The organism is Pyrococcus kukulkanii (genome assembly GCF_041647995.1).
Classification (GTDB): domain Archaea; phylum Methanobacteriota_B; class Thermococci; order Thermococcales; family Thermococcaceae; genus Pyrococcus.
Window position 1 is genome coordinate 161,835 of record NZ_JARRIB010000004.1, and the last position, 11,985, is coordinate 173,819.

The window sequence follows — 11,985 nt, forward strand, 5'->3', positions numbered from 1 at the left end:
CTGGTTTATATCTTTTTAAGGATGATTTCTAGATGAACATTTACTCCATACACGTTGATGTTCATGATTTGGGATCCATAACCTTTGTAGCATTCTCCATATTTTGTTGGAATATAAGCGCTTAAGATATGGCTAAGAGGCCCCTGGATGAAATATCGAATTTCTATGGATCCTCCTTTGCCTCCATTCTTGCTGAAGGGATTTAACCTTGGGAGCATGCGTCTATTTAAAGACCTTGAATATAGAAACACTAAAATCTCCTGGGATCTGGACAGTTTCTGCAGAAAACAATTCAAAACCTTAGTGTCTAAATATTTGTTTACCTTGTTTGTGAACAGCAATTGAGATAATTCTTCAATGAAAAGCATTTGAGGTGCCCTTTTTATGATGTTTGAATGCAATGTGTACAACTTCTCATGCAACAAATATTTCGGAATATTATATAAATTGGGAAGCATAGAATTCCTCTCCTTCCTCCTTTCTCTCCTTATATTCTCTACTGTCCGTGCATAGGACTCTAGAAGAACGTAGTATCCCAGCACATCTGATTCAAGGCGTCTTCTCCCAAGCTTGATCTTAAATTTTATGTCCCTTCTAAATGGAACCCTGGCTAACGCCCAGTAAATGCTACTGCTGTAGATATCCCTAAGTTCATTTGGAGAGAATGATAAAAGAAAGAGGAGAATTGTTTCGAGATTAAGTTTTCTCTCTATAAATGGAGCCATCAAAGCGCGGAACGCTTCTAAATATTCTCCTAAATATTCCCTAATATGCTTGTCGGCCATCAGATGCTTAACTACAGTTTTCAGGCAGTCTTCAGGAGCGCTAATTTCATCTCCAGCAATAATTTCACAAAAAGACACAGGCTTCCCCTTTTTCTCATAAACACTTTCAATTCTCTCGTAGATTGTTTTGCTAAGCCCTTTTTCTAATATATCCTCCAGTCTCCTCTGAAAAACTGAATCTATATCAACGCCTTCCTTTTTCAACTTCTCTAGCACAATTTCAAGGTCATTGTACTCTCTTGTTCCTGATGTCTGTCATTATGAGCAATCCTGCAGTGGGTACATCTAATCCCTCCTCTCCAACAATTGTTAAAACAAGAATTTGGAAAATTCCACGTTTGGCCCTGCTAATTATTCTGAGTCTGTCCTCTTTGACGTATCACCAGTTATTACAGCAACTCTTAAGTTAAAGTTGCTTCTAATGGCCTTTTCTATTTCTCTCGCGGTAACTTTTCTCGAAGTGAAGATTAAAATTGGCCATAGCTCTGGAGAATTTTGAACATCATATGCCTCCAGAACTTCTAGAACTGTCCTTGCTTTATGAGATAAACCTCTAATCTGATGTATTCCCTCCAAGATGTCTGTGACATTTCCTTTCCTCAAAACATTCTCATAGCTTTCAAGAAAAGCTTTTATGCCATAGCTCGCCAGGGCTTTCTCTAAGTGATATCTGGTTCTTCCATCAATGTCTTCAAAAAGCAATCTCTCGTATAATTCCTTTTCGGCTTCATTAAACTCTGAATCAAACATATCAAGGATAACGTTTGGAAGCTTAAACTCCCTATCTATTTCTACGAGCTTTGCATAGTCATATTCATAGTACTTTGGCTCACCTACATTGATGACGAATTCCTGAGGAATTCTAAACTTTTTGCGCTTAGGTATTAATGCTGAGAACCCAAACAAAAATTCTGGCCTGAGTTTTGTTATTAATTCCACATAGAATTTGTTCCCAAATGCATGATGAACCTCGTCAATTATCACGAACTTATAATCCTTCAACGTCTCTACGCACTTCAATGCGGTTTGGGGAGTTGTTATAACCACGGAAGGCTGTCTTTGAAAAGCCTCACATCTTCCTTCGTATCCCTTTGCTATATCCTCAAAAATTCCACTCCATATTTTCTCCATCTGGTCACACAGTAATCTTGTTGGCTCTAAGACAAGTACTTTTCCTCCCAGAAGCTTTACAATGAAGTACGCTATCGCCATTTCAATAAAGGTCTTTCCGCTCCCAGTTGGCATTGTAATAATGTTTAGTTTGATGCCATCTTCATGTACAAACGCATGTTCTAAAACGGCCTCAGAAATTACTCTTTGATACTTTCTCAACGTTAAACCAAAGTTTCTGCTTAAAGATAACTCAAAGTCAGATAGAGCTCCTGAAATTGCTCTATTACTAACGTTCATCAGTTAGTATATTCACATTAATCTTTACAAAGTTTGCTTCCCCTCACTTATAATTTTAACATTCCCGGGAACCTACCAGCTAAATGAACCGAAAGCTCAAATTGATCCCAAACAAATTTAATAACCCTCAAAGGAATTTATCATAAGGTGCAGGAGATGGCAATTAGCGTAAAAGATTCAGAGGGTGTTAAGTTGCTCATTGAAAAGGTTGCAAAGGCCGTTGGAGTGTCTCCCGAAGAGCTTATTGAGTACTATGAGTGGAAGGCCAACCTTGAGAAGCTTGAGAAGACAGGAATGAAGAAAATGACGAGGGAAGAAGCTATTAAATTCCTGCAGTCTCAAAAAGGGAAAAGGGAAATAAGCGAGGAAGAAGCAATCGAACTATACTATGAGGTTAAGGAGGAAATCAAGAAATGGAGGCTAATAGAAAAGAGGCTAAAGGAGCTAGGCCTCGAGTAGTCATTAACACATCTGTACTTTTTTCTCAGGCGCAATCTCAACTAAGGGTTATGCCTTTGAGGTATTGGAGCCCTTAGCAGAGGGTCACATCGTGAACTATGTTTCGGAGTGGGTTCTCAGAGAATATCAGGGGAAACTAACTTCGAAGAAGGCTCTCAAGTACTTATCCCCTGAAGAAGCTGAGGGGTATATCATCTCATAAGAAGCCACTCCAAGATAGTTCCAATAAAGCACTCCTTTCAAAATTCAAGGCCCTCCTTGAGAAGGTTGGAGATCCCGAGGATATTCCATTCCTTGATGTTGTGTATAACGCAAAAGCCGAGTTCCTGATAACCTACGACAGGAAGCACCTTCTGAAGATCAGGGGCAAAAACAAGAGATTCAAGCTCAATGACCACGAGTTCTACATCCTGACACCCCGGGAATTTATTGCAATGTATAGACAGTGAATTCACTCCCTGCTAAGCCCTAAAGTTCCCAGGATTATAAGTGCAAACCCGAAGAGATGCCATGCAGTTATTGGCTCGCCCATGAAGAGTGCAATGCCAATAGCAACGGCTGGAGCTGGAGTTATTATTGCCGTCGCGAGGGATAGATCAATTCTCTTTATCGAGGCGTACCATACCAGCTGGCCAACCGCTATTATGAAGCCCTCCGCTACCGAATAGGGGGTGAACTCTAAACCGGTAGCCACGGCAAGGGGGAGCAGGTAGAGCGAGCCAAAAGAGTTCCTGAGGAAGGCTATCGTCTGAGGGCCTGCTTTAGTTTTCTTCGCAATGACGTGCCCGATCTGCCAGAACAGTGGAACGAGCAGGAGAAGGAGATCTCCAACGCGCACTTCTAGACCTTTACCCTGGGTTATAACCATAGTAACTCCTGAAAGCACCAAGAGGGAATAGAAAGACCTTTTCCCTGTAATCTTCTCCCCTAAAAATATTGAGGCGAGGATAAAGGAGAAGAGGACTTCAGCTCTAGTTATTAATGCAGCATTTACCGCCGTGGAGAGCCTCGCTCCAATTGAGTACGAAATGTAGGCAAGGAAGGTTCCAAAGAAGCCTATTAGCGCCCCTCTCTTCCACGTAGCTTTTGCCTCTTGCAGGTTAATGGTGGGGAAAAGGATCAGGGAGGCAATGAAAGCAGAGAAAAAGGCAAAGCTTATGGGATTGGCAGGATTGGCTTTTATAACCACTGGCTCTAGACCATAAAGTAACATTCCACTGAGCGCGAGTAGGACTCCTTCACTCTTCCTTCTCATCTCCCTTCATTTCCTTCAGCTTGTTTACAAGCTTTTCTGCTATCTCCATGAAGGCCTTTGCAGCTGGGGTATCGCCATAAAGCACTATCGGAATGCCGAGGTCGCTTGCTTCCCTTGCTTTAAGATCTATTGGTATTTTGCCCAGGAAGTCAACGCCTTCCTTCTCCGCGAGCTTTTCTCCTCCCCCCTCTCCGAAGATGTCTATCTTGTTTCCACAGTGCGGGCAGATCAAATAGCTCATATTCTCCACTACCGCTATATATGGGACTTCCATCTTCTTCATCATATTTACCGCCTTTCCAGTGTCAAGAAGGGCAACTTCCTGGGGGGTGGTAACGATTATGGCGGCATCGAGCTGTATCGACTGAACTACGGTTAGGATTTCATCTCCAGTTCCTGGGGGAAAGTCGATTATCATGAAGTCAAGCTCGCCCCACTTCACGTCCCCTAAGAGTTGCTTTATTGCCTTTGTAACAAGGGCGCCCCTCCAGATTATTGGCTGATCCTCGGGAACCATCATTCCCATGCTCATTACCTTTATTGGAGTAACCTGACCCATGAAGTCCGCCATTGGAGGTATCATCTCGAAGTGTCCATCGTCGAACTTCTCAGCAAAAACTTCGGCCTTGTCAACGCCGAGCATTTTGGCAACGTTTGGGCCATGTATGTCTGCATCGAGTATTCCGACGAAGTAGCCCATCTTGGCTAAAGCCGCAGTCAAGTTAACGGCGACGGTACTCTTCCCTACTCCCCCCTTTCCGCTCAAAACCGCGATCTTGTACTTCCACTTCTTCTCTTTCTCCTTTATCCTCTGCGTTAGGGGATCAACGCCAAGTCCGGGCAAGTTTAGGGTTGGAGCCTTTATCGTCATTCCATTCCACCCGTCATGAGTTGTTAGGTCGGGTTAAAAACCTTTGCCCTTTTGTGTAGCTTTTGGGTCAAAAGTGTATAATTAAAATCATTTTGGCAAAACTTAATTTTTCTCAAGATGTTCCTATTAGCTATGGACCGGAATATTCCACGCAAAAAATTGGCAAGATATCATGGAATTTTCAGGCGAGAGGATCTTAGTCCAGAGGAGATTGATAAGCTAATTGAGAAAGAAACGGAGAGACTTCTAAGGGAAGAACTTGAGAAAGCATGTGCTAATAGTAAGGAGAGAGCTACTTGAGGAGCATAGTGGGAGAATTGTTATCTCCCAGCAAGAGGTAACTATTAAACAGCAGACTCTAGATGTACTCGAAATCCCTCGTCATTAGATCCTCGAGCAACTCCTTAACCCAGGGCCTCCTCGTTCTGAGGGATAAGTGTATTATGCCCTCGACGTGAACCCCGTACTTCTCTTTGAGCTCCTCTTTGGTCACGGGCTCCTTGAAGAGGAAGGGCCTCTCTATCGTGAAGGCGTAGCCGAACTCGTTTATATACCCCTTAAGCCACCTCTTCCCCTCGCTCTCGCCGTGAACGAATGTTAACCCGCTTGTATCCTTCGTGAGCTCCCAAAGGGTTTCAAAATCAGCCTTTATGATTTCTCCAACTTCAAATCCCCCAGCTATGGTTCCCCTCTTCGTAAGGGTTTGTTCTTCGGTCAGGCCCAGCCTTCGGAGGGTCTTCTTCAGCGTGTACAAGTCCCCTCTCGCTATGTAGAGGAAGACGATATCACCTTCCTCGAAGATCCTACTTCTCCTTATTTCATGCCACTTTAACCCTCTAAATATCAGCTCGCCGTAGACTTGATGGAGCGCAATTACGTGTTGCATGGTCTTCGATAGTGAGAAGGATTAAAAATATTATCTGCCTAGGAACTCTGTATGAGGGAAGAAGCGAGGTTGCTCTGGGAGCAGGCACTGGAGGATCTAAAAACTGTGGAAGTTTTAATAGATGCCGATAGGTACTATGCTAGTGTATTCTTTTCCCAGCAGGCCGCTGAAAAAGCCCTTAAGGCCCTGTACATCGAGATCAAAAAAAGAATTTCCCCCGAAAACTCATAGCTTAATTAGGTTATCCCAAGAATTAAACATTAAAGATGAGGAAATCATCGATGCCGTTCTTGACCTCAACACCGTTACGAGATCCTGATGCTGCAAACGAAGTTCCAGCGAGAATATACAACAGGAGATCCGCAGTAGAGCACTTTGAAAAAGCTAAGAAGGTGGTGGAGTTTTGCAGGAGAAGATTGAAAGTTTAGTTAAAATCATAAAGAAGGCCTATCCAGATGCTACTGTTATTCTCTTTGGCTCTAGAGCTAGGGGAGATTTTCTAAAGGACAGTGACTACGATTTGATAGTGGTTTCCAAAGCATTTGAAGAAAAGCAGTTCACGGACAGATCTACTGAAGTTCTGAAGTTGTTGTTTAAAGAGGGCATAGTTGGAGATTTTGAAATCCTCTGCTATACTCCCAAAGAGTTTGAAAGGAAGAAGAGAATGATAGGGATAGTTAGGGAAGCCCTAAAAGAGGGAATTATTCTTTGAATTGGAGAACGATCCAATGCCTATCTCCCTTTATCTTCATGGAAACTTTGTTCTTCCCCTTAACTGTCCTGCTACAGTAGGGCTTCAGCTCTTCTATGACCTCTCTATTTTTTCCTTACAAAGGTTATCTTCAAGGGAAGCTCCTTTATTAAGAGGGCATTGCCCTTTAGGGGGTAGAATTCACGCCAAGGGCCAACTAACCTGAAGTTGTGCTTTGCAAGTATCCTTATAACTTCCATTGGGATTATTTGGTGGAGCTTTAGCATCCTGAGCGCCCTATTGTGATTCTGAAAATTCCTCTAATTCCTCTTGTCTACTCTCGATGACCCTCTTAATTATTCCTTTTATCCGTCCCCTCATTGTTGCACTTAAAATGTTCTCATTCATCCATAGTATTACCCAACCTTGATTATTCAATACTTCGTTCTTTTTGATATCCTTTTCCAATGGTGGATAGTATACATCTTCTGGAGCATATCCAACTGGTCTAAGAGGTTCCCCCTTTACCCACTTGGGAGTATGCCAGTATGTGGCTCCAGGTTCTATAGCTAGTTTAATACTAGGAAACGCAAAATCGAGATAGTACCCTGATATAGAGTATTGCCTGAAATAATCAACACCCTCCCTGTAGCCAAGGCTCTTTAAGATGTTATCAATAGCCTTCTCAAGATTTGTATCGGAAAAACGAGGTGGGGTATCTTTTTTCAAATATAGCTTATAATATCCTGGGGGTGCCCCTATTGTAGTCCAGCTCCAAACAAGGCCTATCGGAGGTTTACAATAACTAATGATATACTCCAGCTCCTCCCTGGTAACTATAAGCCTCGATCTCCCGAACAATGCTTTCATCATGTAGTATTCACACCTACTCATAGTATGAGGGGATATTGTGAAAAGCTTCAATATTACTCACCCATAACGTAATTTTGTGTATTTGCTTTTAAAACTTTATTAAAAAAATAAAGGAACAGTTTTTAAGGACTATCGCCTAAAATTTCTTCGATGATAGTCGAGGTTGCGGGAGTTTTAGCTTCCTCCAAGAATGTAATAGCTTTCACGGGTGCCGGGATTAGCGCCGAGAGCGGGGTTCCAACTTTTAGGGGTAAGGATGGACTGTGGAAGAAGTACAGGCCAGAAGAGCTCGCAACGCCCGAGGCCTTTGCAAGGGATCCAAAGCTCGTGTGGGAGTTTTACAAGTGGAGAATTCGGAAGATCCTTCAGGCAAAGCCAAATCCAGCCCACTACGCCCTCGTTGAACTCGAGAGGATGGGAATATTAAAAGCCGTGATAACCCAGAACGTCGATGACCTTCACAGGGAGGCCGGAACCAAGAACTTGATCGAACTCCACGGCAACATCTTCAGGGTTAAGTGCACCTCCTGCGACTACGGAGAGTACCTCAAGGAAACCGGCAGGGTAAATGAAATCCTCAGTCAGGAGCTCCCTAGGTGTCCCAAGTGCAACTCGCTGTTAAGGCCTGATGTAGTCTGGTTCGGTGAACCATTACCGGAGGAAGCCTTAAGAAAGGCCTTCAGGCTTGCTGAGACTGCCGATGCTGTGATAGTTGTTGGGACTAGCGGCGTTGTCTACCCCGCAGCCTACATACCCTTCATAGTGAAGGAGAATGGCGGAACGGTTATAGAGGTGAACGTTCAGGAGTCAGGTATAACTCCGATAGCGGACTTCTTCTGTAGGGGCAAAGCTGGGGAAATACTTCCAAGGATCGTGGAAGAGGTCAGGAGGCTCCTCAATGAGTAGGGTTCATTTGTACCTCAGGAAGAGGCTCGAAGAGATAAGGGACAGGTACATTTACGAAATCTACGAGAGGCAGAAGCTTCCTCCCTGGGAGAGATTCCTGCTTACTTGGATAGTCCTCTTCGCCTTCTGGCTTGGCATTACAGGCGACATTACACCTCAAGGACTTTCTCTGGGCCTACCAACGACTGGAATAATAGCATTCTACATGAGAGACCTCCTCACCGACGATATAAGACACTCGAAGCATCTAGTCTGGAAGATCCTGTACTTCGCCTTCCTTTACCTGCCCCAGTACTTAATAATTATGGCCTTCAGGCTCCTTGAGAGCAACATAAAGGTTGCGAAGCATGCCATATTGATGGACATAAACCCAGGAATAGTAAGGATTAAAACAAGTCTACACTCAAACACTGGGGTAACGATCCTCGCCAACTCAATTACGCTGACCCCAGGAACTTTAACCCTGGATGTCGTGAAGAAGCTCGATGGGACATATCTTTACGTTCACTGGATAGACGTTGAAACCCTGAACGTTGAGAAGGCTGGAGAGATCATCAAGGGGGACATTGAGGAATGGCTAAAGAAAATCTTCTGGTAGCGGGCATTGGAATGTTATTGTTCACGGCACTAATGGCTATGTACAGAGTCATAGCGGGCCCTACGCTGGCCGATAGGATAGTCGGACTTAACACGGTAACGACCAAGGTAGTTGGAATTATAGCGATACTCGCTGTGCTCTGGAGGGAGTGGTATCTGATAGACGCCGCAATAGTCCTACTGATGGTCAACTCCGTCAGTGGTCTTATACTGGCCAAGTACATGGAGAGGAGGGGGAGGAATGCTTGAAATAATTCCATTATTATTCGGTTATTCAATTATGTTCTTCGGCTCGCTTGGTGTGATAAGGTTTCCCGATGTGTACACTAGGTTGCATGCCGCAACGAAGTGCGACACCGGTGGTATAATGGGGATAGTCTTTGGGTTGATGATGATCATGGACGGCCCGTTCGTAGTTAAGGTTAAACTCCTCTTCCTCTTGGTTCTTATAGCCCTGATAAACCCGATGGTAAGCCACGCGATCGCTAGGGGAGCGTACAAGATGGGCATAAAACCGGAGGTAAAGGTGGACATGTATGCTTGGGACAATCCTTAGCTTAATCCTTATAGGACTCGCCCTCGTTGTCGTCCTGCACAGGGACTTCCTCGCCTCCCTGATAACTTACGGACTTGTAAGCTTAGCCTTCATTCTACTCCTCCTCTTGCTTAAGGCCCCAGACGTTGCCTTATCAGCTATAGTTGTCGGAGCCTTGGTTACCGGGTTATTCATATTCGCTTATGAGAGCACGGAAGAGGATGGAAAGATTGAAATTTGGAAGGGCATTTTCGTTCTCCCTCTCCTGGTCCTGCTCTTAAAGTGCGAGGTTGAACCAAGAACTTTTACGTACGATGCCTATATCTCACACTGGTCTATGGGGAATCTCGTTACCGAGATCTTGGCTGGGTGGAGGCTTTACGACAGTATAGGTGAAGCGATGATACTCTTCTCGGCGGCATTGGGATTTAGCTTGGTTCTCAGGAGGGACAGGAAGTGAAGATGAGCATAGTTGCGAGAACCACGACAAAGCTTGTGAGCCCCTTCCTCGTTACCTATGCAGCTTACCTCATGCTGTACTCCTCCCAGTCCCCAGGGGGAGGGTTTCAGGCGGGAGTAATCCTGGGGGTGGCAATAATCCTTCTCATAACCTCACATGGATACAGGAGGGTAAGGAAGAAGTTCAAGAAGAAGCTCGTAAGCTCAATGGAGGGGGTATCGGGCATAATCCTCATACTTCTTCTGCTGTTAACTGCTTTGTTATACTTACCTCCGCTGGAGGAAACTGTAATTCCCTTCAACGTTTTCGTTGGAATTAAGGTTGGAGCGGCCTTTACCATGATATTCTACACGATAACGACCTTCATGGAGAGGGATTAAGATGATAGGATTGATAATCACGATAATAGGGCTCTTCGGGATAATAGTAAATCAGTCAAAGCTTAAGCAGTTGCTATCCCTAAACATCATGGCCCTGGGAGTCGTTCTGTTCCTAATAGAGGAAGGGGCCAAGGTAGGAAGTGCCCCGCCGCTGAAGGGAGGCAATCCCGTGGATCCAATTCCCGCAGTTTTAATGCTTACAACACTTGTAGTTGACGTTGCCGTCACTGGCTTGGCCTTAGCTCTAATAATGGGAGGGAAGAGAAGGTGAATGCAGTTGTAATGGTCATAGCACCTCTAATCTCAGCGATCTTAATATACCTCGTGGGGGCCCTTAGGATAGAGGGCACGATAAGGGCGAAGTTCAGGCTACCCCTAGGCCTTGAGGTTAAGGCTCTCTACATCCTCGGTGCCTTCACCCCAATGCTCTTACTTCCCTTTGTTTCCTCAGGAGTTGTCGGAGGATACCCCAGGGCGATGGGAATAGAGGTTGGAATTGATAGGGTTTCATTGCTCTTCCTCCTGGGAGAGTTCGTGGCTTTCGGCTCTGCCTCACTATATGTGCTCTCCAAGGTCACCGACTGGAAAGAGCTGTCTCTCCTGTTGCTTGTTCACTCGGGGCTAATTGGTGCATTCATCTCGAAGGACTTCTTCAACTACTACGTTTTCATGGAGCTTTCGGCGATATCATCCTTCGCCCTGATAGCGAGCTCCAAGGAGGAGGGAAGCAAAGAGGCCGCATTTAAGTACTTAATGCTATCTATGACCTCATCCTACCTGCTTATTCTAGCGCTTGGCATGATATACTTCCAGACGGGATACCTCAATGTTAACCTCGCCAGAGATCTAAAGGATGATCTGCCCGTTAAAATAGCCTCAGTGGCTTTGATGCTTAAAGCGGGAGTATTTCCCCTCCACATCTGGCTTCCAGATGCCCACTCTAAGGCAAAAACTCACGTCAGTGCGATACTCTCGGGCATAGCCGTTAAGGCGCCGATATATGGTTTAGTCCTCCTCTCAAACCTCTCTACCCTCGACTTCCTAAAGCCCTTCGCCTTGGCCTCAATGATCTTTGGAGTTGTCTTAGCATTAATGCAGGGGAACGTGAAGAGATTATTGGCTTATCACACGGTCAGCCAGATGGGCTACGTCCTCCTAGGGGTCACGATAAGCCCAATGGCTGCAGCTCTCTACTCCTTCGCCCATGCCACGTTTAAGTCGGGCCTCTTTCTCTCTTTGGGTTCACTGGTTGATGTTAGAAGGAAAAAGGAGTTGGAGTTCTTGGGAGCTCGAGATATGCCAATTCTGCTAGCGATAGTCCTAAGCTTAAGCCTTGCAATAGCTGGGTTTGGTTTGACGGTCGGTGGGGTTGCCAAGTCTGCACTTACCGATGCAAAGCTCTTCGTTTATCTAGCCTCAGTCGGCACCGCGATGTCCTTTACGAAGGTCAACTATTACCTGTGGAGGGGACATGGAGTTGAGCCTAACATGAAAACTGTAATACCGGGGGCGGTTCCAGCAGTCATTGCCTTTTTGGCCGGAATAATCTTGGGAGGAAAAATCAGTGTTTACGACTCCATGATAATCCTGGGGATAGCCCTGTTCTTCGCGTTAAGAACCAAGATACCGAGAAGGGACTTCCTGATTAATGTGGGAATAAGCGAGGGAATAATTCTACTCACAGCTCTTCTATCTTCTTCCTTGCTATCTTCTTTGAGCCTATTCGAAGGCTCTTAAAGAAGTTTATATGCTCCTCAGGAAGGAAGTTATCAAGCTTAGTTGCTTTAAGCCTCTTCTTTTTCTTTTCATTGTTCTTAGGTCTGCTCACCTTGACCCCAGGGTTTATGAAATCATCTATCTTCCTGTCCATGAGCAAC

23 protein-coding genes are annotated in these 11,985 nt (G+C 44.8%); 14 read left to right on the plus strand and 9 right to left on the minus strand.

Features of this window, described 5'->3' with window-relative positions:
• Positions 1-5 precede the first annotated feature (5 nt).
• The 3 genes from P8X24_RS09360 to P8X24_RS09370 are packed head-to-tail and all read right to left on the minus strand — an operon-like array spanning position 6 to position 2,195.
• Complete coding sequence (locus P8X24_RS09360; RefSeq protein WP_372915620.1) at positions 6-1,001, minus strand: hypothetical protein; 996 nt, start codon at positions 999-1,001, stop codon at positions 6-8.
• Between the two features lie 10 nt (positions 1,002-1,011).
• Positions 1,012-1,140, minus strand: coding sequence for a hypothetical protein (locus tag P8X24_RS09365; protein ID WP_372915793.1), 129 nt, complete (start codon positions 1,138-1,140; stop codon positions 1,012-1,014).
• Entirely contained in the window at positions 1,137-2,195 is a 1,059-nt protein-coding gene (locus P8X24_RS09370) for a DEAD/DEAH box helicase (protein WP_372915622.1), read from the minus strand. The genes P8X24_RS09365 and P8X24_RS09370 overlap by 4 nt, the downstream gene beginning before the upstream one ends.
• Positions 2,196-2,351: 156 nt before the next feature.
• Here P8X24_RS09370 and P8X24_RS09375 point away from each other — a divergent pair, with 156 nt between their 5' ends.
• Positions 2,352-2,654 (plus strand): hypothetical protein, encoded by a 303-nt coding sequence (locus P8X24_RS09375; RefSeq protein ID WP_372915624.1) that lies wholly within the window; start codon positions 2,352-2,354, stop codon positions 2,652-2,654.
• Between the two features lie 302 nt (positions 2,655-2,956).
• Positions 2,957-3,103, plus strand: coding sequence for a hypothetical protein (locus P8X24_RS09380; protein ID WP_372915626.1), 147 nt, complete (start codon positions 2,957-2,959; stop codon positions 3,101-3,103).
• A 2-nt stretch (positions 3,104-3,105) separates the two neighbouring features.
• Here the strand turns inward: P8X24_RS09380 and P8X24_RS09385 are convergent, their stop codons facing one another.
• Positions 3,106-3,909 carry a DMT family transporter gene (locus P8X24_RS09385; protein ID WP_372915628.1) on the minus strand — a complete coding sequence of 268 codons (804 nt, stop codon included), beginning with the start codon at positions 3,907-3,909 and terminating at the stop codon, positions 3,106-3,108.
• Positions 3,893-4,780 (minus strand): Mrp/NBP35 family ATP-binding protein, encoded by an 888-nt coding sequence (locus P8X24_RS09390; protein WP_372915630.1) that lies wholly within the window; start codon positions 4,778-4,780, stop codon positions 3,893-3,895. The genes P8X24_RS09385 and P8X24_RS09390 overlap by 17 nt, the downstream gene beginning before the upstream one ends.
• Positions 4,781-4,912: 132 nt before the next feature.
• Here P8X24_RS09390 and P8X24_RS09395 point away from each other — a divergent pair, with 132 nt between their 5' ends.
• Entirely contained in the window at positions 4,913-5,080 is a 168-nt protein-coding gene (locus P8X24_RS09395) for a hypothetical protein (protein WP_372915632.1), read from the plus strand.
• A 58-nt stretch (positions 5,081-5,138) separates the two neighbouring features.
• Here the strand turns inward: P8X24_RS09395 and P8X24_RS09400 are convergent, their stop codons facing one another.
• Positions 5,139-5,666 (minus strand): hypothetical protein, encoded by a 528-nt coding sequence (locus tag P8X24_RS09400; protein WP_372915634.1) that lies wholly within the window; start codon positions 5,664-5,666, stop codon positions 5,139-5,141.
• Between the two features lie 51 nt (positions 5,667-5,717).
• Here P8X24_RS09400 and P8X24_RS09405 point away from each other — a divergent pair, with 51 nt between their 5' ends.
• From P8X24_RS09405 to P8X24_RS09415, 3 genes are read left to right on the plus strand one after another with little or no spacing between them, the layout of a single operon-like run.
• Positions 5,718-5,897: a HEPN domain-containing protein gene (locus P8X24_RS09405; RefSeq protein ID WP_372915636.1), complete on the plus strand. Its 180-nt coding sequence runs from the start codon at positions 5,718-5,720 to the stop codon at positions 5,895-5,897.
• A gap of 50 nt (positions 5,898-5,947) precedes the next feature.
• Positions 5,948-6,094 (plus strand): hypothetical protein, encoded by a 147-nt coding sequence (locus P8X24_RS09410; protein WP_372915638.1) that lies wholly within the window; start codon positions 5,948-5,950, stop codon positions 6,092-6,094.
• Positions 6,070-6,378, plus strand: a complete 309-nt coding sequence (locus tag P8X24_RS09415) for a nucleotidyltransferase domain-containing protein (RefSeq protein WP_372915640.1) — start codon at positions 6,070-6,072, stop codon at positions 6,376-6,378. Before P8X24_RS09410 ends, P8X24_RS09415 begins: the two co-directional genes overlap by 25 nt.
• A 104-nt stretch (positions 6,379-6,482) precedes the next feature.
• Here the strand turns inward: P8X24_RS09415 and P8X24_RS09420 are convergent, their stop codons facing one another.
• Positions 6,483-6,644: a hypothetical protein gene (locus tag P8X24_RS09420; protein WP_372915642.1), complete on the minus strand. Its 162-nt coding sequence runs from the start codon at positions 6,642-6,644 to the stop codon at positions 6,483-6,485.
• Between the two features lie 10 nt (positions 6,645-6,654).
• Positions 6,655-7,230: a hypothetical protein gene (locus tag P8X24_RS09425; protein WP_372915644.1), complete on the minus strand. Its 576-nt coding sequence runs from the start codon at positions 7,228-7,230 to the stop codon at positions 6,655-6,657.
• Positions 7,231-7,380: 150 nt separating this feature from the next.
• Between P8X24_RS09425 and cobB the strand changes: the two genes are divergently transcribed.
• Genes cobB through P8X24_RS09465 form a run of 8 tightly spaced genes read left to right on the plus strand, consistent with a single transcriptional unit; the run spans position 7,381 to position 11,845 of the window.
• A complete protein-coding gene (gene cobB, locus P8X24_RS09430) occupies positions 7,381-8,136 on the plus strand; it encodes an NAD-dependent protein deacetylase (protein WP_372915646.1) in 756 nt (251 codons plus the stop codon).
• Positions 8,129-8,734, plus strand: a complete 606-nt coding sequence (locus P8X24_RS09435) for a monovalent cation/H+ antiporter subunit E (protein WP_372915648.1) — start codon at positions 8,129-8,131, stop codon at positions 8,732-8,734. The genes cobB and P8X24_RS09435 overlap by 8 nt, the downstream gene beginning before the upstream one ends.
• Complete coding sequence (locus P8X24_RS09440) at positions 8,710-8,982, plus strand: monovalent cation/H+ antiporter complex subunit F (RefSeq protein WP_372915650.1); 273 nt, start codon at positions 8,710-8,712, stop codon at positions 8,980-8,982. The genes P8X24_RS09435 and P8X24_RS09440 overlap by 25 nt, the downstream gene beginning before the upstream one ends.
• Positions 8,975-9,289, plus strand: coding sequence for a monovalent cation/H(+) antiporter subunit G (gene mnhG, locus P8X24_RS09445; RefSeq protein WP_372915652.1), 315 nt, complete (start codon positions 8,975-8,977; stop codon positions 9,287-9,289). The genes P8X24_RS09440 and mnhG overlap by 8 nt, the downstream gene beginning before the upstream one ends.
• The gene (locus P8X24_RS09450) at positions 9,270-9,728 is read left to right on the plus strand and encodes a hydrogenase subunit MbhD domain-containing protein (RefSeq protein WP_372915654.1); all 459 of its coding nucleotides are present in this window, start codon (positions 9,270-9,272) and stop codon (positions 9,726-9,728) included. Before mnhG ends, P8X24_RS09450 begins: the two co-directional genes overlap by 20 nt.
• Complete coding sequence (locus P8X24_RS09455) at positions 9,725-10,108, plus strand: MnhB domain-containing protein (protein ID WP_372915656.1); 384 nt, start codon at positions 9,725-9,727, stop codon at positions 10,106-10,108. Before P8X24_RS09450 ends, P8X24_RS09455 begins: the two co-directional genes overlap by 4 nt.
• Before the next feature lies 1 nt (position 10,109).
• Positions 10,110-10,379: a cation:proton antiporter subunit C gene (locus P8X24_RS09460; protein ID WP_372915658.1), complete on the plus strand. Its 270-nt coding sequence runs from the start codon at positions 10,110-10,112 to the stop codon at positions 10,377-10,379.
• Entirely contained in the window at positions 10,376-11,845 is a 1,470-nt protein-coding gene (locus P8X24_RS09465) for a proton-conducting transporter transmembrane domain-containing protein (RefSeq protein WP_372915660.1), read from the plus strand. Before P8X24_RS09460 ends, P8X24_RS09465 begins: the two co-directional genes overlap by 4 nt.
• Here P8X24_RS09465 and P8X24_RS09470 read toward each other — a convergent pair.
• Positions 11,787-11,978 (minus strand): PCNA-inhibitor, encoded by a 192-nt coding sequence (locus P8X24_RS09470; protein ID WP_372915662.1) that lies wholly within the window; start codon positions 11,976-11,978, stop codon positions 11,787-11,789. The genes P8X24_RS09465 and P8X24_RS09470 overlap by 59 nt on opposite strands.
• Positions 11,979-11,985: the final 7 nt, after the last annotated feature.